Annotated in this window: 21 protein-coding genes and 4 tRNA genes; 20 read left to right on the forward strand and 5 right to left on the reverse strand. The window is 68.8% G+C overall.

The window, feature by feature from the left end:
• Positions 1 to 90: 90 nt before the first annotated feature.
• The 3 genes from JOE57_RS12110 to JOE57_RS12120 are packed head-to-tail and all read left to right on the forward strand — an operon-like array spanning position 91 to position 1,408.
• Positions 91 to 522 (forward strand): NADH-quinone oxidoreductase subunit B family protein, encoded by a 432-nt coding sequence (locus JOE57_RS12110; RefSeq protein ID WP_338041287.1) that lies wholly within the window; start codon positions 91 to 93, stop codon positions 520 to 522.
• Entirely contained in the window at positions 519 to 1,085 is a 567-nt protein-coding gene (locus JOE57_RS12115) for an NADH-quinone oxidoreductase subunit C (protein ID WP_204918295.1), read from the forward strand. Before JOE57_RS12110 ends, JOE57_RS12115 begins: the two co-directional genes overlap by 4 nt.
• Positions 1,082 to 1,408: a 4Fe-4S binding protein gene (locus JOE57_RS12120; RefSeq protein WP_420827675.1), complete on the forward strand. Its 327-nt coding sequence runs from the start codon at positions 1,082 to 1,084 to the stop codon at positions 1,406 to 1,408. The genes JOE57_RS12115 and JOE57_RS12120 overlap by 4 nt, the downstream gene beginning before the upstream one ends.
• Here the strand turns inward: JOE57_RS12120 and JOE57_RS12125 are convergent.
• Positions 1,405 to 2,982: a beta-N-acetylhexosaminidase gene (locus JOE57_RS12125; RefSeq protein ID WP_204918297.1), complete on the reverse strand. Its 1,578-nt coding sequence runs from the start codon at positions 2,980 to 2,982 to the stop codon at positions 1,405 to 1,407. The genes JOE57_RS12120 and JOE57_RS12125 overlap by 4 nt on opposite strands.
• 221 nt (positions 2,983 to 3,203) lie before the next feature.
• Between JOE57_RS12125 and JOE57_RS12130 the strand changes: the two genes are divergently transcribed.
• Positions 3,204 to 4,103 carry a DUF559 domain-containing protein gene (locus tag JOE57_RS12130; RefSeq protein ID WP_204918299.1) on the forward strand — a complete coding sequence of 300 codons (900 nt, stop codon included), beginning with the start codon at positions 3,204 to 3,206 and terminating at the stop codon, positions 4,101 to 4,103.
• Between the two features lie 80 nt (positions 4,104 to 4,183).
• Here the strand turns inward: JOE57_RS12130 and JOE57_RS12135 are convergent, their stop codons facing one another.
• Both JOE57_RS12135 and JOE57_RS12140 read right to left on the reverse strand, forming a co-directional pair.
• Positions 4,184 to 4,531 (reverse strand): YtxH domain-containing protein, encoded by a 348-nt coding sequence (locus JOE57_RS12135; protein ID WP_204918301.1) that lies wholly within the window; start codon positions 4,529 to 4,531, stop codon positions 4,184 to 4,186.
• Between the two features lie 98 nt (positions 4,532 to 4,629).
• Positions 4,630 to 5,121, reverse strand: a complete 492-nt coding sequence (locus tag JOE57_RS12140; RefSeq protein WP_204918303.1) for a YajQ family cyclic di-GMP-binding protein — start codon at positions 5,119 to 5,121, stop codon at positions 4,630 to 4,632.
• 158 nt (positions 5,122 to 5,279) lie between these two features.
• Here JOE57_RS12140 and JOE57_RS12145 point away from each other — a divergent pair.
• The 5 genes from JOE57_RS12145 to JOE57_RS12165 all read left to right on the forward strand — a co-directional run bounded on the left by JOE57_RS12145 (position 5,280) and on the right by JOE57_RS12165 (position 6,705).
• Positions 5,280 to 5,364 (forward strand) — tRNA-Tyr (locus JOE57_RS12145).
• 138 nt (positions 5,365 to 5,502) lie between these two features.
• Positions 5,503 to 5,575: transfer RNA gene (locus JOE57_RS12150), tRNA-Thr, on the forward strand.
• Between the two features lie 65 nt (positions 5,576 to 5,640).
• Positions 5,641 to 5,716 (forward strand) — tRNA-Met (locus JOE57_RS12155).
• 69 nt (positions 5,717 to 5,785) lie between these two features.
• The gene (rpmG, locus tag JOE57_RS12160) at positions 5,786 to 5,953 is read left to right on the forward strand and encodes a 50S ribosomal protein L33 (RefSeq protein ID WP_204918305.1); all 168 of its coding nucleotides are present in this window, start codon (positions 5,786 to 5,788) and stop codon (positions 5,951 to 5,953) included.
• A 32-nt stretch (positions 5,954 to 5,985) separates the two neighbouring features.
• A complete protein-coding gene (locus tag JOE57_RS12165; protein WP_204918307.1) occupies positions 5,986 to 6,705 on the forward strand; it encodes a sirohydrochlorin chelatase in 720 nt (239 codons plus the stop codon).
• A gap of 9 nt (positions 6,706 to 6,714) precedes the next feature.
• On the opposite strand, the gene JOE57_RS12170 is transcribed toward JOE57_RS12165, so the two are convergent.
• Positions 6,715 to 7,470 (reverse strand): FadR/GntR family transcriptional regulator, encoded by a 756-nt coding sequence (locus JOE57_RS12170; protein ID WP_204918309.1) that lies wholly within the window; start codon positions 7,468 to 7,470, stop codon positions 6,715 to 6,717.
• A 131-nt stretch (positions 7,471 to 7,601) separates the two neighbouring features.
• Here JOE57_RS12170 and JOE57_RS12175 point away from each other — a divergent pair, with 131 nt between their 5' ends.
• The 5 genes from JOE57_RS12175 to treZ are packed head-to-tail and all read left to right on the forward strand — an operon-like array spanning position 7,602 to position 12,057.
• Positions 7,602 to 8,285, forward strand: coding sequence for a peptidoglycan-binding domain-containing protein (locus JOE57_RS12175; RefSeq protein ID WP_204918310.1), 684 nt, complete (start codon positions 7,602 to 7,604; stop codon positions 8,283 to 8,285).
• Between the two features lie 56 nt (positions 8,286 to 8,341).
• Positions 8,342 to 8,773, forward strand: a complete 432-nt coding sequence (locus JOE57_RS12180; protein ID WP_204918312.1) for an FAS1-like dehydratase domain-containing protein — start codon at positions 8,342 to 8,344, stop codon at positions 8,771 to 8,773.
• Positions 8,766 to 9,221, forward strand: a complete 456-nt coding sequence (locus JOE57_RS12185; protein WP_204918314.1) for a MaoC family dehydratase — start codon at positions 8,766 to 8,768, stop codon at positions 9,219 to 9,221. The genes JOE57_RS12180 and JOE57_RS12185 overlap by 8 nt, the downstream gene beginning before the upstream one ends.
• Entirely contained in the window at positions 9,221 to 10,285 is a 1,065-nt protein-coding gene (locus JOE57_RS12190; protein ID WP_239578926.1) for a UDP-N-acetylmuramate dehydrogenase, read from the forward strand. The genes JOE57_RS12185 and JOE57_RS12190 overlap by 1 nt, the downstream gene beginning before the upstream one ends.
• Positions 10,273 to 12,057 carry a malto-oligosyltrehalose trehalohydrolase gene (treZ, locus tag JOE57_RS12195; RefSeq protein ID WP_338041289.1) on the forward strand — a complete coding sequence of 595 codons (1,785 nt, stop codon included), beginning with the start codon at positions 10,273 to 10,275 and terminating at the stop codon, positions 12,055 to 12,057. The genes JOE57_RS12190 and treZ overlap by 13 nt, the downstream gene beginning before the upstream one ends.
• Positions 12,058 to 12,072: 15 nt before the next feature.
• Here treZ and JOE57_RS12200 read toward each other — a convergent pair whose 3' ends face one another.
• The gene (locus JOE57_RS12200) at positions 12,073 to 13,563 is read right to left on the reverse strand and encodes a long-chain-fatty-acid--CoA ligase (protein WP_204918316.1); all 1,491 of its coding nucleotides are present in this window, start codon (positions 13,561 to 13,563) and stop codon (positions 12,073 to 12,075) included.
• 148 nt (positions 13,564 to 13,711) lie between these two features.
• Between JOE57_RS12200 and JOE57_RS12205 the strand changes: the two genes are divergently transcribed.
• From JOE57_RS12205 to rplA, 6 genes are all read left to right on the forward strand, one after another.
• A complete protein-coding gene (locus JOE57_RS12205) occupies positions 13,712 to 14,986 on the forward strand; it encodes an aspartate aminotransferase type Ic (protein WP_204918318.1) in 1,275 nt (424 codons plus the stop codon).
• 116 nt (positions 14,987 to 15,102) lie between these two features.
• Positions 15,103 to 15,175: transfer RNA gene (locus JOE57_RS12210), tRNA-Trp, on the forward strand.
• A 108-nt stretch (positions 15,176 to 15,283) separates the two neighbouring features.
• A complete protein-coding gene (gene secE, locus JOE57_RS12215; protein ID WP_338041290.1) occupies positions 15,284 to 15,781 on the forward strand; it encodes a preprotein translocase subunit SecE in 498 nt (165 codons plus the stop codon).
• 117 nt (positions 15,782 to 15,898) lie between these two features.
• The gene (gene nusG / locus JOE57_RS12220; RefSeq protein ID WP_204918320.1) at positions 15,899 to 16,813 is read left to right on the forward strand and encodes a transcription termination/antitermination protein NusG; all 915 of its coding nucleotides are present in this window, start codon (positions 15,899 to 15,901) and stop codon (positions 16,811 to 16,813) included.
• An 84-nt stretch (positions 16,814 to 16,897) separates the two neighbouring features.
• Positions 16,898 to 17,326 (forward strand): 50S ribosomal protein L11, encoded by a 429-nt coding sequence (gene rplK / locus JOE57_RS12225; RefSeq protein WP_204918322.1) that lies wholly within the window; start codon positions 16,898 to 16,900, stop codon positions 17,324 to 17,326.
• Between the two features lie 114 nt (positions 17,327 to 17,440).
• Positions 17,441 to 18,142 (forward strand): 50S ribosomal protein L1, encoded by a 702-nt coding sequence (gene rplA / locus JOE57_RS12230; RefSeq protein ID WP_204918324.1) that lies wholly within the window; start codon positions 17,441 to 17,443, stop codon positions 18,140 to 18,142.
• Positions 18,143 to 18,816 lie beyond the last annotated feature (674 nt).

Here is an 18,816-nt window from a genome sequence, read left to right on the forward strand (position 1 = left end):
GCCCGGTCACAACTCTGTCCATGATAAGTCGGCCGGTGGAACCGCCCGGCACCATCCATCAGCCGGACGGCGCCGTACTAGCCTGACGGCGTGGCTGGTTTGCAGTGGATTGACTGGTACGGCGACGGTCGCGTCATCGTTGTCGACGTCGGACTGGCCTGCTGCACACTGGAGTTCGAGTCCGCGGCAGCCGCCCGCGGCCGCCCGACGACGGCCCAGCCGCCCGCGCTGTCGGCGGACAGCCAGGTGGTGGTGGTCGTGTCCGGCACCGTCACCGACCGGCTCGCCCCAGCCGTCGCCGCCGTCGTCGATGCCGCCAGCGACCTGACGGGAACCAGGCCGTACGTCATCTCGTTCGGCGCCTGCGCTTCCAGCGGTGGCCCCTACTGGGACTCGTACGCAGTGACCAAGGGGATCGACCAGCTGGTCGACGTCGACCTCTACCTGCCGGGATGCCCGCCGCCGCCAGAGGCGCTGCAGGCCGTCCTGGACCGGCTGAGCACCGCCGGGTCGGCGCGATGAGCTCCACGAGCGAGCGCCGGGTCCCTGCCGTCGACTGGGTCAGCAGCGTGGCCGCGCTGAAGGATGCGGGATTCGACTACTTCGACTGGCTCGGCTGTGTCGACGAGATCGGCCGCGCCGATGAGCTCGCCATCGTGCTGCGGCTGCTCAACCTCACCGCTGGTGGGGCCGTCCTGGTCACGACCCGGGTGCCTCGCTCGGCCCCGGTGCTGGCGAGCCTGCGTACGGTCTTCGCCGGCGCCACCTGGCACGAGCGGGAGGCGGCCGAGCTGTTCGGGGTCGAGTTCGCCGGTGGTGACCGACGACGGCTGCTGCTCAGCCCGGAGTACGAGGGCACCCCGCTGCGCAAGGACGAGGTGCTGGCCGCCCGCTCCACGCTCGGCTGGCCGGGCGCCAAGGAGCCGGGCGAGTCGGTGGCGGCGCCGAGCCGGCGCCGGATGGTGCCGCCCGGGGTGCCCGACCCCGCCGTGTGGGGCGACCGGGACCCGGCGAGCGGACCGGCCGACCCGACCGAGGTGGCGGCCTCCGCCGTCGGCGGCCGGGTCCGGCGGAGGACCCGGTGACCAGCCACGGCTCGATCGTCCTGGTCGAGTCCAACTGCACGTCGTGCATGATCTGCGCGCGCGAATGCCCGAGCTGGTGCATCACGATCGACTCCCACACCGAACCGGTGGCCGACCTACCCCCGGGCGCGCGTGATCGGACCGTCAACGTCCTCGACCGGTTCGCGATCGACTGGTCGCTCTGCATGTACTGCGGCATCTGCGTCGAGGAGTGCCCGTTCGACGCCCTGCACTGGTCCGACCGGCTGGCACTGCCCGGCGGCACGCTGCACGAGCTGGTGCACGAGATCGAGGACCTGGCGCCGCGCAGCGGCCGGCCCTAACCGTGCAGGTGCGCCTCCGGTCGCTGCAGTGCCCCGGTGCCGCCCTGCTGCCAGGGGTGCGGACCGGACTCCGGGCGGTAGTTCACCCCGGCCGCATCCAGTCGCTCCAGGTGCCCCGCCAACCGGCCGGAGAACTCGGCCCAGGAACGACCGTCCGGCTTCGACCAGGCGACCTCGCTGTGGGCGCAGGCGCGGGGGAACAGCATGTACTGCACCCGCCGCATGTTCGGCATGTACTCGGTCCAGATCTGGCACTGGGTGCCGAGGATCTTCGGGTGGGACCCGGCCGGGATCTCGTTCAGCGGGTCCAGCGCGTAGGCCTGCTCGGTGGTGATGCCACCACCGATGCTGTACGGCTCGGTCGCCTCCGGGCTCGGGTAGTAGTCGAAGTAGGTGTGCGACGACGGCGACATCACGACCTCACCGCCGGCGGCGGCAGCATCGACGCCGTACTGGGCCTTCCGCCAGGCCATCGTGACGGCGCCCTCGAGGTGGCCCTCGTCATTGATCTCGTCCCAGCCGACGAGCTGGCGCCCGCGCGCAGCCAGCCAGTCCCGCAGCTGTCCGGTGAACCACTGCTGCAGATGGTCGGGGCCCGCGAGCCCGCGCTGCTCGGCGAGCGCCTTGGCGGCCGGGCTGGCCAGCCACTCGGTGCGGGGGCACTCGTCACCGCCGACATGCACGTAACGGCTGGGGAAGATCTCCAGCAGCTCCTCGTACAGGTCGAAGACGAAGCTGACGGCGTCGTCGGAGAGGTTGAGCACCTCGTCGAAGATCCCGAAGGTGGTTGCCGGCGCGTAGGTCTTCGACGGGTCGTTGCTCAGCTCGGGGTAGGCCGCCAGCACCCCGAGCACGTGGCCGGGGAACTCCAGCTCAGGGACGATCGTGATGCCGCGCTGGTCGGCATAGCTGACCAGCGAACGGAGCTGGTCCTGGGTGTAGAAGCCCCCGTGCGGGGTGCCGTCGCCTCGGTCGTCCTTCGGCCTCCGCGTCTCCGCGCGGTGGCTGCCGACCTCCTGCAGCCGCGGGTACTTCTTGGACTCGAACCGCCAGCCCTGATCCTCGGTGAGGTGCAGGTGGAAGACGTTGTACTTGTGGGCGGCGAGCTGGTCGATGAACGCGTAGAGATCCTGCAGCGGCATGAAGTGGCGGGCCGTGTCGAGCATCACGCCGCGCCAGCCGAACCGCGGCTGGTCCTCGATCACGACTGCCGGCAGCTCCAGGTCGCCGCCGCTGGGGGCGGACCGGAACACGCTCGGCCCCAGCAGCTGCCGCAGGGTCTGCACAGCCCAGTTGACCCCGCGGTCGTCCGCTGCCGCGATCTCGACACCGTCGGCCGTCACGGTCAGGCGGTAGCCCTCGGCGGGCAGGGTGTCATCCTCGACGATCGCGAGGGCGCCGGTCTCGGAGCGGGGCAGCTCCAGCCCGGTGCCCGGAGCGAGCAGCCGACGGGCGATGGCGGCCCACTCGGGGGTGGCGGCGATGCCGAGATCCTTCGGGAGCGCGTAGGAGCCCTGCTGCAGTTGGACCGAGCTGGGCTGGGGGACGAGATTCAGTGGGGCGCCTGCAGGCATTGATCTGACCTTCCGCGATGGATTGGGCTGACTCGGCCCACCCTACCGACGGCCACCCGCGCGGCGGCGGGGGCTGTCGCAGAGGTCACTTTCGTCCGACTCCGCCGCTGGGGCGCAGCCGCGTCAGTCGCCGCCATCCACAGACGAGGGTGACATCTGCGCCCATCCACAGCCGGCCCACTCCGGTGCACGATCGGAGGCGGCAGCCGCAATGTCCGGTCATGGGAGACCTCACTGACGTTCAAGGAGAGATCGCGCTGCTGCTGCGGCAGGCGCAGGGTGTGATCGCCGTCCGCGACCATCCGAGGCTGGCCAGGTCGGTCGGCCGGCTGGCGGCACGCGGGGCCCTGGTGCGGCTGTTGCCGGGGGTCTATGTCGCAGCCGGACTCGAGCAGGATGTGTTGACCCGAATCCGTGCCGCGGCCCGGTGGGACCCGGACATGGTGCTTTTCGGGGCAGCCGCAGCATGGGTGTCGTTCTGGCCGACCGTGCCGGTGGCCGTCGTCGAGCTCGTCACCAGGCAGCGACGGATCCAACCGACGGGCTTCCACCTCAGCCGTCGACTCATCCCGGCCGAGCTGGTGGTGGAACGTCGCGGGCTGCGGTTCACCAGCCCGGCGCTTACTGCGCTCGACCTCTGCTGCACCCCCCTCGGCGGGAATGGCATCGACGTCGCCCTGCGGAGCCGTGCGACGACCCTTGCAGCCATGCGCGGTGCCTTGGAACTGACGAGGAACCGGAGAGGGAACGGCGATCGGCGTGAGTTGTTGCTGGACTCACGGGATGCCCCGTGGTCGGAAGCGGAGAGGCTGGCGCACCGGCTGTTGCGCGCCGCCGGGATCACCGGCTGGCGCAGCAACCAGCCGATCCGCACCGCCGACCGCACCTACTGGGGAGACATCGTTTTCGAACGCGAGCGTCTGGTGCTGGAGATCGACGGGCGGGCCTTCCACGACGGGGACCACCCGGCCGCAAGGGAGACCTTCGAGAACGACCGTTGGCGGCAGAACCGGCTGGTGCTGGCCGGGTGGCGGGTGATCCGCATCACCTGGTCGATGCTCAACCAGCATCCCGACCAGGTGGTCGCACTCGTCCGGCAGGCCCTGGAGCATTCTGTCTGAAAAATCACCCTCGTCCGACGGCGCCGCCGCCGGCGCGGAGGCGTGCCAAGCCTGGTCAGCCGACGAGGGTGATCTTCCGGTCAGGCGTTCTCGTCGGCGTCGTGCTCTTCGGCCTTCTCCGCCGCGGTCTCCGAGACGTCGCCGACCGAGTCGGCCGGAGTCTCGGCGCCGGTGGCGGCCGGCTCGGCGGCGTCGCCGTGGAGCCGGCTCTTCACGTCCTCGGCCACCTCAGTCGCCTTGTCCTTGGCGGCCTCAAGGCCTTCCTTGGCCTTGTCGCCGAGGTCTTCGGCCTTGTCCTTGGCGGCCTCAAGGCCTTCCTTGGCCTTCTCGCCGAGGTCTTCGGCCTTGTCCTTGGCGGCCTCAAGGCCTTCCTTGGCCTTGTCGCCGAGGTCTTCGGCCTTGTCCTTTAGATTGTCGAGGAAACCCACAGCTGAATCCTTTCTCACACCGGTCCTGCTATTGGGTCCATCCTAGGAGCCGGCCGAGCACGGCCACCGGAGTGGACGTCCGGCCCGGACCTGGGCGCTCAGCGGTAGTTGGTGAACTGCACGTCGAAGTCGTAGTCCTGGGCCTTGATCAGTGCCTGGACCTCCTGCAGGTCGTCACGCTTCTTGCTGCTGACCCGCAGCTCATCGCCCTGGATCTGAGCCTTGACCCCCTTGGGGCCCTCGTCCCGGATGAGCTTGGACACCTTCTTGGCGTTGTCCTGGCTGATGCCCTCGGCGATGCTCGCGGTGATCTTGTAGAGCTTGCCCGAGGACCGTGGTTCGCCGGCATCGAGCGACTTGAGGCTGATGCCGCGCTTGACCAGCTTGGACTGGAACACGTCCAGGACCGCCTTGACCCGCTCCTCGGAGTTGGCCTCCATCTCGATGACGTCACCCGACCAGGCGATCGCCGCATCGGTGTTCTTGAAGTCGAACCGCTGCCGCACCTCTTTGACCGCCTGGTTCAGGGCATTGTCGACCTCCTGGTGGTCGACCTTGCTGACGATGTCGAACGAGTTCTCCGATGCCATCGCGAATCTCCTTCGGTCGGGTTGGGTACTGGTGTGCCCATTGTGCCCAACTCCGCCCCGACCGGCGGCGGAACCCCCGGATCGTAGTCTGAGGCTCGATTGGGCGCCGCGGCGCAGGAGTTGCTATTGTTTCTCCTCGCCGCGGGATGCCGCGGTGCGGCAGGTTGCCCGAGCGGCCAATGGGAGCGGACTGTAAATCCGTCGGCGATGCCTACGCAGGTTCGAATCCTGCACCTGCCACCAGTGGTGCCCGTCCTCGTCGACGCAGCCGAGGAGTCTGGTGCTTCCCGATCGTGGTCGGCTGGATCTCCCGATTAGCGCTCGGCGGGCTTCGTTGTGTATCTTTGTGCGTCGGCGCGCGGGTTACCGGGCGCGGGTAAGGCCCCTATAGCTCAGTAGGTAGAGCGTCTCCATGGTAAGGAGAAGGTCTGCGGTTCGATTCCGCATGGGGGCTCTGAAGTTCGGACCCGGCGCAACCGCGCGCCGGTGAAAGGCCAGTAGACTGGCGCCGGACCTCGAAGCGGGATAGCTCAGGCGGTAGAGCAAGCGGCTCATAATCGCTGTGTCGCGGGTTCGAGTCCCGCTCCCGCTACCAGCTACGACCAGCAGTACAGGTAGGACCACGCAGTACAGGGCAGCACCACTCAGAGATTAGGAACCGACCATGGCCAAGAGCACAGATGTCCGGCCGAAGATCACGCTCGCCTGCACCGAGTGCAAGGACCGGAACTACATCACCAAGAAGAACCGGCGCAACGACCCGGATCGTCTCGAGCTGAAGAAGTTCTGCCCGCGCTGCCACAGCCACACGGCGCACCGCGAAACGCGCTGAGCAACCACGCCCGACCGGGTGAAGCACCGACGATGAGCCGTCCGCAGCAGCGGGCGGCTCATTTGTCATTGCCGCCCCTGATCGGCCTGGCCCACGGCAGCCGGCATCCCGGGGTACGCCAGTCGCTGGCCACCCTGATGTCGGCCGCCGGTGCACTGCCACCGCAGCCGCCGACCCGACCGGCCTTCCTTGACCTCACGGAGCCGGATCTGACGACCGTGGCCTGCTCGCTGGCCGAGGCCGGCTACGGCCGGGCGGTGGTGGTCCCGCTGCTGTTCACCGAGGCGTTCCACTCCCGGGTGGACGTACCGGAGTCGGTCCGGCGGGCGAGCGAGGTGAGTGGTCTGCGGATCGTCACCGCGAACGTGCTCGGCACGGGGGAGGAGGTGCTGCAGGTGCTGCAGGCCGGCACCGAGCAGCTCCGGATCGGCTCAGAGCAGACCATCATGCTGTTCTCGGTCGGATCCTCCGATGACGAGGCCAACGACGCCGTGGTGGACCTCGCCGCCCGATGGCAGCAGCGGCGTGGCAGCCCGGTGGTGCCCGCCTTCGGCACCCGGGAGCCTCGAGGTCGCGACGTGCTGGCGTCGCTGGCCGGTCCGGTGACGGTGGTGCCGCTGTTCGTCTCACCCGGCCTGCTGCTGGACGCGCTGATCCAGAAGACCGATCGACCAGACATTCGGGTCGCACCACCGTTGGAGGCGCGGCTGGCCCCTCTGGTGGTCCAGCGCTATCTGGAGAGCCTCCGTTGACGGTGGGCGTCAGGCGGCGGGCGGCGCCGACGGGTCGTCGTGGACGAAGTCCTCGACCTTCAGCAGATGGAAGTCCATCAGCAGTCGGGCCCGGTCCGGGTCGTGACTGCGCAGCGCCCCCAGGATCGCGGTGTGCTCCTCGTGCGCCCGGCGCTCCTGGCCCTCGCTGTGCAGCCCCATCCAGACCCGTGCCCGGGCCGTCCGGCTGGCCAGTGCCTCGATCAGGGCGGCCAGCGCCGCGTTCCGCGACGACCTGGCGATCACCCGGTGGAAGGCGATGTCCGCCTCGACGAAGTCCTCGGACTGGTGGCTCTCCCGCAGCAGTGGCTCGACGCTGTCCAGGATCGCCTGCGCCTCGACCAGGGCCTGGTCGCTGATGTGCAGCGCCGCGCGGGACGCCGACTCCGCCTCCAGGACCCGGCGGACGGCGTGCAGGTGGGAGCGGTGCTCGGGCGTCTGCAGTTCCACCATGAAGCCCATCGGCGCCAGCAGCAGCCCGGCGTCGAGTGAGGTGACGTAGGTCCCGTCGCCCTGCCGGGTCTCCAGAACGCCCATGATGCAGAGCGCCCGGACCCCCTCCCGGAGCGATCCCCGGGACACCTTGAGCCGGGCAGCAAGGTCCTTCTCGATCGGAAGCCTCGAGCCGGCCGACAGCTCGCCGGCGACGATCATGTCCTTGATCCCGTTGAGGACGACGTCGGTCTGCGACTCGCGGTTGGCCACTGGCGCCGTCTCGGTGACGGCGGTGTCGGATCCTGCATTCATCTGATCATTATGCGTGCTGGCGGATCGGAAGGGAATGCGGGAACCGGGAGCCTCGGCGGCGCCGTCGAAGCCGCATCGCGATGCGACCGTCGGCGTTCGGCGCATCCCTCACCTCCGCCCGAAGGAACCACATGTCACACTCTCTGCCCCGGCCGCGCCTGTTCGCCCTCCGAGCCCTCCTGCTCACCCTCGTCGTCGCCCTGGTCGGCGCCATCGGCGTCGGTACGGCACCGTCGGCACAGGCAGCCACCGTCAGCTGCACCATCAGCTCCACCCGCACTGTGCGCTACGGCGACTCCGGCAGCTGTGTGCGGCTGCTGCAGCAGCGGCTGGGTGGCCTCGCAGCCGATGGCGCCTTCGGCCCCAAGACCCTGGCCCGGGTCAAGACGTTCCAGCGTTCCCACGGGCTCAGCCCGGACGGGGTTGTCGGTCCGTTGACGTGGCGGGCGCTGCGGGGCTCCGCTGTCACCGCAGATTCGGGCGGTGCGCCCTCCTGCTCTGTCAGCTACCGCGGTCGGACGCTGCGGAACATGTGCGGCACCGCGGTCGCCTATGTCACCTTCTCCCACAGCGGCACCCGCCGGGTGATGGCGATCGGGGCCGACGGTCGGGTCTACAACATCGTGTACTACCCCTCCACCGGCTACCTGTCGACCTGGCAGAGCCTCGGTGGCGTCGCCCGCGGTGGCGTGTACCTCTACACCAACGGTGGTCCCGACAACTTCCGCGTCCGCACCACGGGAACCGACGGGCGCTGGTACTGCCAGCACTACACCGGCCGCTGGTCCGGCTGGCAGCGCTGCCCGCGGGCCTGACGCCTGCGGCGTCTCACGCGTAGGTGGTTGCGGTGCGGCCCCGCTAGCCTGTGGCCATGGCCATCTCAGCAGAGCACGTCGGGCGCAGCTATCCGCCCACGGCGCCCTATGTCGTGTCGGTTGCCAAGATCGCCGAGTTCGCCCGGGCCATCGGCGACGACAACCCGGCCTATCGTGGCGACCAGCCGATCGCGCCACCGACGTTCGTTGCGGTGATCTCGTCGGCTGCCTGGGAGGCGATGTTCGACGACCAGGAGTTGGGTCTGGCGCTCCGCCGCATCGTGCACGGAGACCAGCGGTTCAGCTATGAACGGCCGTTGCGGGCCGGTGACCGGGTGACGGCGACACTCACCATCGACAAGGTCCGGGTGCGCGACACGGCCGACATCATCGGCTCCTCGGTGCGGGTGGAGACCGTGGAGGGCGAGCTGGTCTGCACCGCCGCCGCGACCTTCTTCCACAGCCATCAGGAGAGTGCCGATGAGTGAGGTCAGCGATCTGGACGGTATCCACCAGGGCGGCGTCTCGGTCGGCACCGGGCTGCCGCCGCTGACTGTGCGGTTCACCCGGGCCGACCTGGTCCGCTATGCCGGGGCGTCGACGGACTTCAACCCGATCCACTACTCGGAGCGCTTCGCGGCCAGGGTCGGGCTGCCGGGGGTGGTGGCGCATGGCATGCTGACGATGGCCTGCGCGCTGCGCGTGGTGACCGACTGGGTCGGTGACCCGTCCAGGGTCCGGTCCTACTTCGTCCGGTTCACCAAGCCTGTGGTGGTACCCGACGACGACCGTGGTGCGGAAGTGGTCTTCTCGGCCACCGTCACGGCGGTTGAGGGGTCGGTGGCGACGATCGCGATCGAGGCGATCTGCGACGGACAGAAGGTGCTTGGCGCAGCCAGGTGCGAAGTCGATCTTGATGGTGGAGCGAGCAGCTGATGGTGGCAACAGGGATGGAAACCCGGCAGACGGCCGAACGGCAGGTCCGGCTGGCCGACTACACGACACTGCGGGTCGGGGGACCGGCCGGCAGGTTCGTCGTCGCCGACTCGGAGTCCGACCTGGTCGGCGTGGTGCGGGCGGCCGACGAGGCCCGCGAGCCGGTGCTGGTGCTGGGGGGCGGGTCGAACCTGCTGGTGGGGGATGAAGGCTTCGACGGCACGGTGGTCGTGGTGGCCACCCGCGGCCGGACTGTCGACGTGTCCGACTGTTCGGGAGCGACCGTCACCCTGGCGGCGGGGGAGCCCTGGGACGACTTCGTGGCCTTCGCGGTGGCCCAGGGCTGGCGCGGCGTCGAGGCCCTGTCGGGGATCCCGGGCCTGGTGGGCGCCTCACCGATCCAGAACGTCGGCGCCTACGGCAGTGAGGTCAGCCACACCATCGCGTCGGTCCGCACCCTGGACCGCCGTACCGGTCAGATCGCCACCTTGGCCGCCGCCGACTGCCGGTTCTCCTACCGCAGCTCACGGTTCAAGGAGGAGCCGGACCGCTTCGTCGTCCTGCAGGTGACCTTCCAGCTGCCGCTCGGTGATCTGTCGGCTCCCATCCGCTACCCCGAGCTGGCCCGCGCTCTCGACGTTGCGGTGGGAGACCGGGTGCCGGCCACCGCCGTCCGTGAGGCGGTGCTGGCACTGCGCCGAGCCAAGGGCATGGTGCTCGACGACGCGGACCGCGACACCTGGAGCGCAGGCTCCTTCTTCACCAACCCGGTGCTCGACGAGGCCCGGGCCGAGCTGCTGCCGGCGGCTGCGCCCCGCTTCCCTCAGCCGGATGGCAGCGTGAAGACGAGCGCCGCCTGGCTGATCGAGCAGGCCGGTTTCGCCAAGGGCTACGGTTCCGGCCAGGCGCGGCTGTCGACCAAGCACACTCTGGCGCTGACCAACCGCGGGGAGGCCACTGCGGCCGAGCTGCTGGCGCTGGCGGCCGAGATCCGGGCCGGGGTCCAGGACCGGTTCGGCATCAGACTTGTGCCCGAGCCGCAGCTGGTGGGGTGCCGACTGTGATCCCCGCCGAGCAGCTGACCGTCTGGGCACCGCGGGCGGAACGGGTCACTCTGCAGGCGGGAGAGCACCGGTTGGCCATGCAGCGGGACGAGGCCGGCTGGTGGTTTCCGGCGGCGCCGCTGCCGGCCGAGCTCGCTTCCGGCCCGATCGACTACGGGTTCATCCTGGACGACGACGAGCGGGCGCTGCCCGACCCGAGGTCACGTCGTCAACCTCACGGCGTGCACGAGCTGTCACAGACGTTCGACCTCACCGGCTACCCCTGGTCCGACACACTGTGGACCGGCAAGCAGCTGGCCGGCGGCGTGATCTACGAACTGCATGTCGGCACCTTCACCCCGGAGGGCACCCTCACCGCGGCCATCGAGCGGCTGGACCATCTGGCTGCCGTCGGTATCGACTTCGTCGAGCTGATGCCGGTGAACGCCTTCAACGGGACCCACAACTGGGGCTACGACGGCGTGCTCTGGTATGCCGTGCACGAGGGCTACGGCGGCCCGCTCGCCTATCAGCAGTTCGTCGACGCATGCCATCAACGCGGTCTCGGGGTGATCCAGGACGTCGTCTACAACCACCTCGGCCCGAGCGGCAACTACCTGCCCCGGTTCGGCCCGTACCTCATTGAGGGGCAGCAGAACACCTGGGGTGACTCGGTCAACCTCGACGGCGAGGACTCCGACGAGGTACGCCGCTACATCATCGAGAACGCCATGATGTGGCTGCGGGACTTTCACGTCGACGGCCTGCGGCTGGACGCGGTGCATGCTCTGCAGGACAACCGGGCGACCCACATCCTCGAGGAGCTGGCGGTCGAGGTCGAGGCGCTGAGCGCATTCGTCGCTCGGCCGCTGACGCTGATCGCCGAGTCCGACCTGAACAACCCGCGGCTGATCACGCCCAGGGAGGGCGGTGGCTACGGCCTGACCGCCCAGTGGAGCGACGACTTCCACCATGCGTTGTACGTCAGCCTGACCGGCGACACCAGTGGCTATTACGCCGACTTCGACTCGCTGGCCGCGCTCGGCAAGGTGTACGAGAACGGCTTCTTCCATGACGGCACCCGGTCCTCCTTCCGCGGCCGCACCCACGGCGACCGGATCGACACCCTGCGGACGCCGACCTGGCGGCTGGTGGTGTGCTCGGACAACCATGACCAGATCGGCAACCGGGCGGCCGGGGACCGGCTCGCCAGCCGGCTCGACCGGCAGCAGCTGGGCCTGGCGGCGATGCTGACGGTGCTCAGCCCGTTCACGCCGATGATCTTCATGGGCGAGGAGTGGGGTGCCTCGACGCCGTGGCAGTTCTTCACCTCCCACCCCGAACCGGAGCTCGCCGAGGCGGTCAGCAAGGGCCGGCTGGAGGAGTTCGAGCAGATGGACTGGGATCTGTCGGTCGTGCCGGACCCGCAGGACCCACAGACCTTCATGAACTCCAAGCTGAACTGGAGCGAGCCGTCGAAGGGGGCGCATGCCGAACTGCTGGCCCTCTACACCCGGCTGATCGAGCTGCGACGGACCTACCCGGACGTGGTGGACCCGCGGTTCGACCGGGCGGTGGCGCGCAGCGACGACGACCGGGGCTGGCTGCTGGTGGAGCGCGGGCAGATCGCGCTGGCCGCCAACTTCAGCGACCGGGCGACTGCGCTCGACCTGTCCGTCCCGGGAGAGGTCCTGCTGGCGGTGGGCACGGGCGAGGTGACAGCCGAGCGGGTCCGGCTGGGGCCGCACAGCGGGCTGGTGCTGCTGCTGAGCGACGACGCCACCGCGCGGTGAGTCGGCGGCCGGCGGCTAGAGCCTGATCTCGCGCTTCAGGATCTTGCCGGTGGGACCCTTGGGAAGGGCGCCGAACTTGACGATCCGCGGGTACTTGTAGGCGGCGATCCTGTCCTTCACCCAGTCCCGCAGCGCGTCCTCGGTGACCGTAGCGCCGTCCCTGAGGGTGACAAGGGCGGCGATCTCCTCACCGTGCTGCGGGTCGGGCACGCCGACGACCGCCGCCTCGGCCACCTCCGGATGGGTGTACAGAACCTCCTCGACCTCGCGCGGGTAGACGTTGAACCCGTTGCGGATGATCATGTCCTTCTTCCGGTCGACGATGAAGTAGTAGCCGTCGGCGTCGCGGGTGGCCAGATCCCCGGTATGGAACCAGCCGCCACGCATCACCTCGGCGGTGGCGTCGGGCCGGTTCCAATACCCCTTCATCACGTTCTCGCCGCGGATCACGATCTCCCCGATCTCGCCCTCGCCGACCTCGCGGTCGTTCTCGTCCCGCAGCCCGAACTCCACGCCACGGATGGGGGTGCCGATGGATCCGGGCTTGCTGTCGCGGTCGGGATGGTTGAACGAGGCCACCGGCGAGGTCTCGGACAGGCCGTAGCCCTCGATCAGCTTGAAGCCGAACGTCTGCTCCACTCCGCGCAGCACCTCGACCGGGAGCGAGGCACCGCCGGAGGCGGCGATCCGCAGGGTGCTGGTGTCGAAGCGCGCCGGGTCCTTGACCGCCAGCAGGCCCATGTACATCGTGGGCACGCCGAGGAAGACCGTCACCTTGTCATCCTGGACGATCTGCAGCGCCTGCTCCCCGTCGAAGCGAGGCAGCAGCGTCAGGCAGGCGCCGCCGGCGATCGCGCTGTTGAGTCCGACCGTCTGTCCGAAGGAGTGGAACAGCGGCAGCCCGCCGAAGACCACATCACCGGGAGCCATCGGCAGCAACGTCTCCAGGGTGGTGCGGACATTGCTGCCGAGGTTGTGGTGGGTGAGCTCGGCGCCTTTCGGCTGTCCGGTGGTGCCGGAGGTGTACAGGATCACCGCTGTGTCCTCGGCGTCGCGGACCGCCACCTCCGGGCTCGGCTGGGTTCGGGCCAGCAGGGCATCCAGCTCGCCAGGGGTCACCACGATGACGTCGGTGCCGGTGCTGGTCGCCGCCTTGGTCGCCTCGTCGGCGAACAGGGTGAAGACCACAGCGACCCGGACCTCGGCGTCCGTCCAGGCGAAGGCGATCTCGCCCGCCTTCAGCAGCGGGTTCATCGGGACCACGATCGCGCCGAGCCGCAGCATGGCGTAGTAGGTGATCGGGAAGTAGGGCAGGTTCGGCATGATCAGCGCCACCCGGTCACCGGGCCGGACGCCGTGCTCGGTCAGGATGGTGGCGAACCGGGCCGAGACGTCGTCCAGCGCACGGTAGCTCAGCACGGTCTCGCCCAGCTTGATCGCCGGCAGTTCGGGTTCGGTGACGGCCCGCTCGGTCAGGAACGTGACGATGTTGGGGTTGGCGTCCATGTCTGGACTGTAGTTACTCGCCCCGCCGTGTGGGGCCGATCGCTGGGTTTTGGCGTCGTCTCGGGGCCGAACTCGCTCCTACCGCACGGCCGGCTGCCGATAGACTCGGCCACGCCCGTACCCCGACGAACCGATGGAAGCCACTGCGATGAGCCTGTCCGACCTGAGCCGTGAACAACTCGCCGACCTGCAGTCCCAGCAGCGGGCCGCGTACGACGAGCTGGTCGGCAAGGGGCTCAAGCTGGATCTCACCCGCGGCAAGCCGTCGCCGGCACAGCTGGACCTCTCCAACGCACTGCTCGCGCTGCCGGGCGAGGAGACCACCACTGATGCCGCCGGCACCGATGTCCGCAACTACGGCGGCACCCAGGGACTGCCGGAGATCAGGGAGATCTTCTCGCCGCTGCTCAAGGTGCCGGTCGAGCAGCTGGTGGCCGGCGACAACGCCAGCCTGGCGATCATGCACGACACCATCGTCTATGCGCTGCTGAAGGGCACCATCGACTCGGAGCGGCCGTGGGGGGGCGGCCCGGTCAAGTTCCTCTGCCCGACCCCGGGCTATGACCGACACTTCGCGCTGTGCGAGCAGTTCGGTATCGAGATGATCCCGGTCGACCTGGGCCCGGACGGCCCGGACCTGGAGGCGGTCACCCGGCTGGTGGCCGACGACGCCGACATCAAGGGCATCTGGATCGTGCCGACGTATGCGAATCCGACCGGCGCCGTCTACTCCGAGGAGGTCACCCGGACGCTGGTCACCATGCCGACGGCGGCTCCGGACTTCCGGATGTTCTGGGACAACGCCTACGCGGTGCACCACCTGACCGATGAGGAGACGCCGGCCATCGACGTCCTCGCGCTCGCTGCCGAGGCGGGGTACCCGAATCGGGTGTTCGTGTTCGCCTCCACCTCGAAGATCACCTTCGCCGGTAGTGGGGTGTCGTTCTTCGGCAGCTCCCGGGCCAATGTCGACTGGTACCTCAAGCATCTCAGCAAGCGCACCATCGGCCCCGACAAGGTCAACCACCTGCGGCACGCCCGCTATCTGAAGAGCCCCGATGGTGTCCGAGAGCTGATGCGCAAGCACCGCGAGATCATCTCCCCGAAGTTCGCGCTGGTGGAGTCGATCCTGTCCGAGCGGCTGGGTGACCTCGAGGCGGCCAGCTGGACCCACCCGCACGGGGGCTACTTCATCAGCCTGGACGTGATGGAGGGCACGGCGACGCGGGTGGTCGAGCTGGCCAAGCAGGCGGGCATCGTGATGACCGGGGCTGGGTCGGCCTTCCCGTACGGCCGGGACCCGCAGGACCGCAACATCCGGATCGCCCCCACCTTCCCGGCGCCGGCGGAGGTCTCGGCCGCGATCGACGGGCTGGCCACCTGTGTGCTGCTGGCAGCAACGGAGAAGCTGCTCGCTTGCTGACCGGTCGAGTCGGCTCGGTTCGACTCGTGCTGCATAGGTGGGTACACTCTTCCTCTTGGTGGAACCACCATTGTTTCCGTGTGCCCGCGAGGGATCGCGGGCGGCGGGATCACCGAAGGGCAATAGCTCAACTGGCAGAGCATCGGTCTCCAAAACCGAAGGTTGGGGGTTCAAGTCCCTCTTGCCCTGCGAAGCTGTTTGGTCGCCCCACCGCGGGCAGCGGCCATCCGGTTAGCAACGACTGGCTCGGTGAACCGGGCCGGCCGGACCACACCAGACGATCGAAGGAACCAGAGCGTGGCTGACGAGAGAGAAGAGGAGTCGCTCGACGAGCCGACTCTCTCTGCGGCCGACTCCGATCCCCGGTCGGACGATGGCCCTGACGCGGACGCAGCCGCCGCCGACGCCTCCGACGGCAGGGAGCGCGGCGCCGAGGCCCAGCCGTCGATGGACGAGCAAGGCGCTGTCGAGGACCAGCTGGTCAGCGTCGGGGCTGCCCAGCGCCGGGCCGCCCGGGACCGTGAGGCCGGCAAGGAGCGCAGCGCGGCAGCCAAGGGCCGTGGCAAGAAGGACAAGGCGACCCCGAAGCAGCGGCAGGCCGCCAGGACGCAGCGCACCGGCCCGGTCAAGTTCGTCAACGAGGCGATCGGCGAGCTGCGCAAGGTCGTCTACCCCACCGGGCAGCAGCTGCTCAACTACTTCGTCGTGGTGCTGGTCTTCGTGCTGTTCATCATCGGGATCGTGAGCCTCCTCGACCTCGGCTTCGGCTGGGCGATCTTAAAGATTTTCAGCTAAGTGACCGACAACATGAGTGACGGAGATAACCACGTGTCAGAAAACTTTTCAGCCCGCGATCCTCTGGTCGACCCAGAGCAGCTGGAAAGCACGCAGCCGCTGGGGGAGAGCGCCCCGGTGAGCCCGGCCTCCGGCGCGGGTTCTGCGGACAGTCCTGACTCGCCTTCCAGCCCCGCCTCGCCTGCCAGCCCCGCCTCGCCCGTCAGCCCCGCGTCACCCGTCAGCCCTGCGTCTCCGGCCAGTGCGGGGGAGGCGGACTTCGAGGTCGACCTCGGCACCTATGAGGCCCCGGCCGACGAGGTCGACATCAACCTCGACTTCGGGCCCTCCACCCGCGAGGAGGAGGACGAGGACGGCATCGACCTCAACTTCGGCACCCTGGCGGAGCCCGAAGAGGAGGAAGAGGACGAGGGCGAGTCCGCCGCGGAGCATGACGTGCTCGAGGCTTTCCGGGCCGAGCTGCGATCCAAGGTCGGCGACTGGTACGTCGTGCACACCTACTCCGGGATGGAGAACCGGGTGCTGCAGAACCTCGAGAACCGGGTGTCGTCGCTGAACATGGAGGACTACATCTACGAGGTGATCGTTCCCACCGAGGAGGTGACCGAGATCCGCAACGGTCAGCGCAAGCAGATCAAGCGGACCGTGCTTCCCGGCTACGTCCTGGTTCGGATGGACCTGACCGACGAGTCCTGGTCGACGGTGCGGCACACGCCCTCGGTGACCGGCTTCGTCGGACACTCGAACCAGCCGGTGCCACTCAGCCTCGACGAGGTCGAGAAGATGCTGGCCCCGTCGGTGCTCGCGGCAGCCGCCGCCACCGCCGAGGGTGCGCCGCGTCGGAAGAAGAAGGTCGAGGTTGCCGACTTCGCGGTGGGCGACTCCGTCATGGTGGTCGATGGCCCGTTCGCGGGTGTGCATGCGACCATCACCGAGATCAACGTGAACAGCCAGCGGCTCAAGGCGCTGGTGGAGATCCTGGGTCGGGAGACCCCGGTCGACCTGACGTTCCCCCAGATCCAGAAGGTCTAGGCTCGTCAGGCGTTCACGCCATCACCACCCATCCACCCGGTCGGGCCAGAGGGCGCGACCAACACCCAGCAAGGACCCACAGTTATGCCTCCCAAGAAGAAAGTAGCGGCGCTCGTCAAGGTTGCCTTGAACGCCGGCTCCGCAACGCCCGCTCCGCCGGTCGGTACCGCCCTCGGTCCGCACGGCGTCAACATCATGGAGTTCTGCAAGGCGTACAACGCCGCGACCGAACCCATGCGCGGCAACGTCATCCCCGTCGAGATCACCATCTACGAGGACCGCACCTTCACCTTCATCACGAAGACGCCGCCGGCGGCTGAGCTGATCAAGAAGGCAGCCGGTCTGCAGAAGGGTTCCGGCACCCCGCACAAGGACAAGGTCGGCAAGATCACCAAGGACCAGGTCCGCGAGATCGCCAGCACCAAGCTCCCAGACCTGAACGCCAACGACGTCGAGGCCGCGATGAAGATCGTCGAGGGCACCGCCCGCTCGATGGGCGTCACCGTCCAGTAACCCCAGCTACGGCCCTGGAGGCCGGAGCAGACGAAACCCGTGGCAGGGCCGGCGCGGCCCGGACCACACCTGGTCGTGAGCCGAACGGCTCACACGAACACGAAGGAACCAGTCATGAAGCGCAGCAAGGCTTACAACTCCGCCGCCGAGCAGCGGGATCCGGACCACCTCTACGCCCCGCTCGAGGCGCTCACCCTCGCCAAGTCCTCCGCCTCGGCGAAGTTCGACGAGACGGTGGACGTGTCCGTGCGGCTGGGCGTCGACCCCCGCAAGGCGGACCAGATGGTCCGTGGCACGGTCAACCTTCCCAACGGCACCGGCAAGACGGCACGGGTCCTCGTCTTCGCCACCGGTGAGAAGGCAGAGGCCGCTCTGGCGGCCGGCGCCGACGAGGTCGGGTCCGACGAGCTGATCGACAAGGTCAGCGGCGGCTACCTGGACTTTGACGCCGTCGTCGCCACCCCCGACCTGATGGGCAAGGTCGGCCGACTCGGCCGGGTGCTCGGCCCGCGTGGCCTGATGCCGAACCCCAAGACCGGCACGGTGACCGTCGACGTGGCGAAGGCGGTTACCGACATCAAGGGCGGCAAGATCGAGTTCCGGGTCGACCGGCACGCCAACCTGCATTTCATCGTCGGCAAGGCGTCGTTCTCGACCGAACAGCTGAGTGAGAACTACTTCTCCGCTCTGGAGGAGATCCTGCGGCTCAAGCCGAGCAGCTCGAAGGGCCGCTACCTGCGCAAGATCACCGTCTCCACCACCATGGGGCCTGGCGTGCAGGTGGACCCGCACCGGGTGAAGCCCGACACAGAGTGAGCTGAGCTCTCGCTCGAAGGCAACGACGCGGACCGCGCACTCACCGAGTGCGCGGTCCGTGTCATCTGGCGGAGATGACAGACTGTCGCCGTGCTGGTCGTCTGCTGGGTCGCTGCCGTCGTCTCCTGCCTCGGGTACGGAGTCGGCTCGGTGCTGCAGTCGGTCGGTGCCCGTCGGGCGGCGCACGTCACCGGTGTCACCGGGGTGGCCTTGATCCTGCTGCAGGGACCGTACCTGCTCGGGCTGGCCGCCGACGGCCTCGCGTTCGTGGCCAATGTGGTCGCCCTGCAGCGGCTGCCGCTGTTTCTCGTCCAGGCGGTCCTGACCGCCAGCGTCGCGGTCACCGCCGTCGTCGCGGCGATCCGGGGCGAGGCGCTCAGCCGACGGGACTGGGCCTCCCTCGGAGTGCTCGGGGTGGGACTGGTGCTGCTGAGCCTCTCAGCGTCCACAGAGAGCGCCCTGCGGGTCTCCGGGCTGTCACAGTGGCTCATCTTCACCAGCCTGTTGATCCCGGTGGTCCTGGGGATGGTCGGCGTGCGGCTCCGCGGCAAGCCCTCCTCCGACCTGTTGGCGTTGTCCTCCGGGCTCGCCTTCACCGGGGTGGCCGTCGCCTCCCGCGGTATCAGCGGCCTGCCGCTGACCTGGCACCTGCTGCTCAACCCGTTGCTCTGGAC

This window comes from Microlunatus panaciterrae, from assembly GCF_016907535.1.
In the GTDB taxonomy this organism is placed as follows: Bacteria; Actinomycetota; Actinomycetes; order Propionibacteriales; family Propionibacteriaceae; genus Microlunatus; species Microlunatus panaciterrae.

Excerpts from the sequence above, each read along its gene's own strand:
- JOE57_RS12115 (WP_204918295.1), top strand. The coding sequence starts at position 519 with ATGAGCTCCACGAGCGAGCGCCGGGTCCCTGCCGTCGACTGGGTCAGC.
- JOE57_RS12125 (WP_204918297.1), bottom strand. The coding sequence starts at position 2,982 with ATGCCTGCAGGCGCCCCACTGAATCTCGTCCCCCAGCCCAGCTCGGTC.
- JOE57_RS12130 (WP_204918299.1), top strand. The coding sequence starts at position 3,204 with ATGGGAGACCTCACTGACGTTCAAGGAGAGATCGCGCTGCTGCTGCGG.
- JOE57_RS12140 (WP_204918303.1), bottom strand. The coding sequence starts at position 5,121 with ATGGCATCGGAGAACTCGTTCGACATCGTCAGCAAGGTCGACCACCAG.
- rpmG (WP_204918305.1), top strand. The coding sequence starts at position 5,786 with ATGGCCAAGAGCACAGATGTCCGGCCGAAGATCACGCTCGCCTGCACC.
- JOE57_RS12165 (WP_204918307.1), top strand. The coding sequence starts at position 5,986 with ATGAGCCGTCCGCAGCAGCGGGCGGCTCATTTGTCATTGCCGCCCCTG.
- JOE57_RS12170 (WP_204918309.1), bottom strand. The coding sequence starts at position 7,470 with ATGAATGCAGGATCCGACACCGCCGTCACCGAGACGGCGCCAGTGGCC.
- JOE57_RS12175 (WP_204918310.1), top strand. The coding sequence starts at position 7,602 with ATGTCACACTCTCTGCCCCGGCCGCGCCTGTTCGCCCTCCGAGCCCTC.
- JOE57_RS12180 (WP_204918312.1), top strand. The coding sequence starts at position 8,342 with ATGGCCATCTCAGCAGAGCACGTCGGGCGCAGCTATCCGCCCACGGCG.
- JOE57_RS12185 (WP_204918314.1), top strand. The coding sequence starts at position 8,766 with ATGAGTGAGGTCAGCGATCTGGACGGTATCCACCAGGGCGGCGTCTCG.
- JOE57_RS12190 (WP_239578926.1), top strand. The coding sequence starts at position 9,221 with ATGGTGGCAACAGGGATGGAAACCCGGCAGACGGCCGAACGGCAGGTC.
- JOE57_RS12200 (WP_204918316.1), bottom strand. The coding sequence starts at position 13,563 with ATGGACGCCAACCCCAACATCGTCACGTTCCTGACCGAGCGGGCCGTC.
- JOE57_RS12205 (WP_204918318.1), top strand. The coding sequence starts at position 13,712 with ATGAGCCTGTCCGACCTGAGCCGTGAACAACTCGCCGACCTGCAGTCC.
- rplK (WP_204918322.1), top strand. The coding sequence starts at position 16,898 with ATGCCTCCCAAGAAGAAAGTAGCGGCGCTCGTCAAGGTTGCCTTGAAC.
- rplA (WP_204918324.1), top strand. The coding sequence starts at position 17,441 with ATGAAGCGCAGCAAGGCTTACAACTCCGCCGCCGAGCAGCGGGATCCG.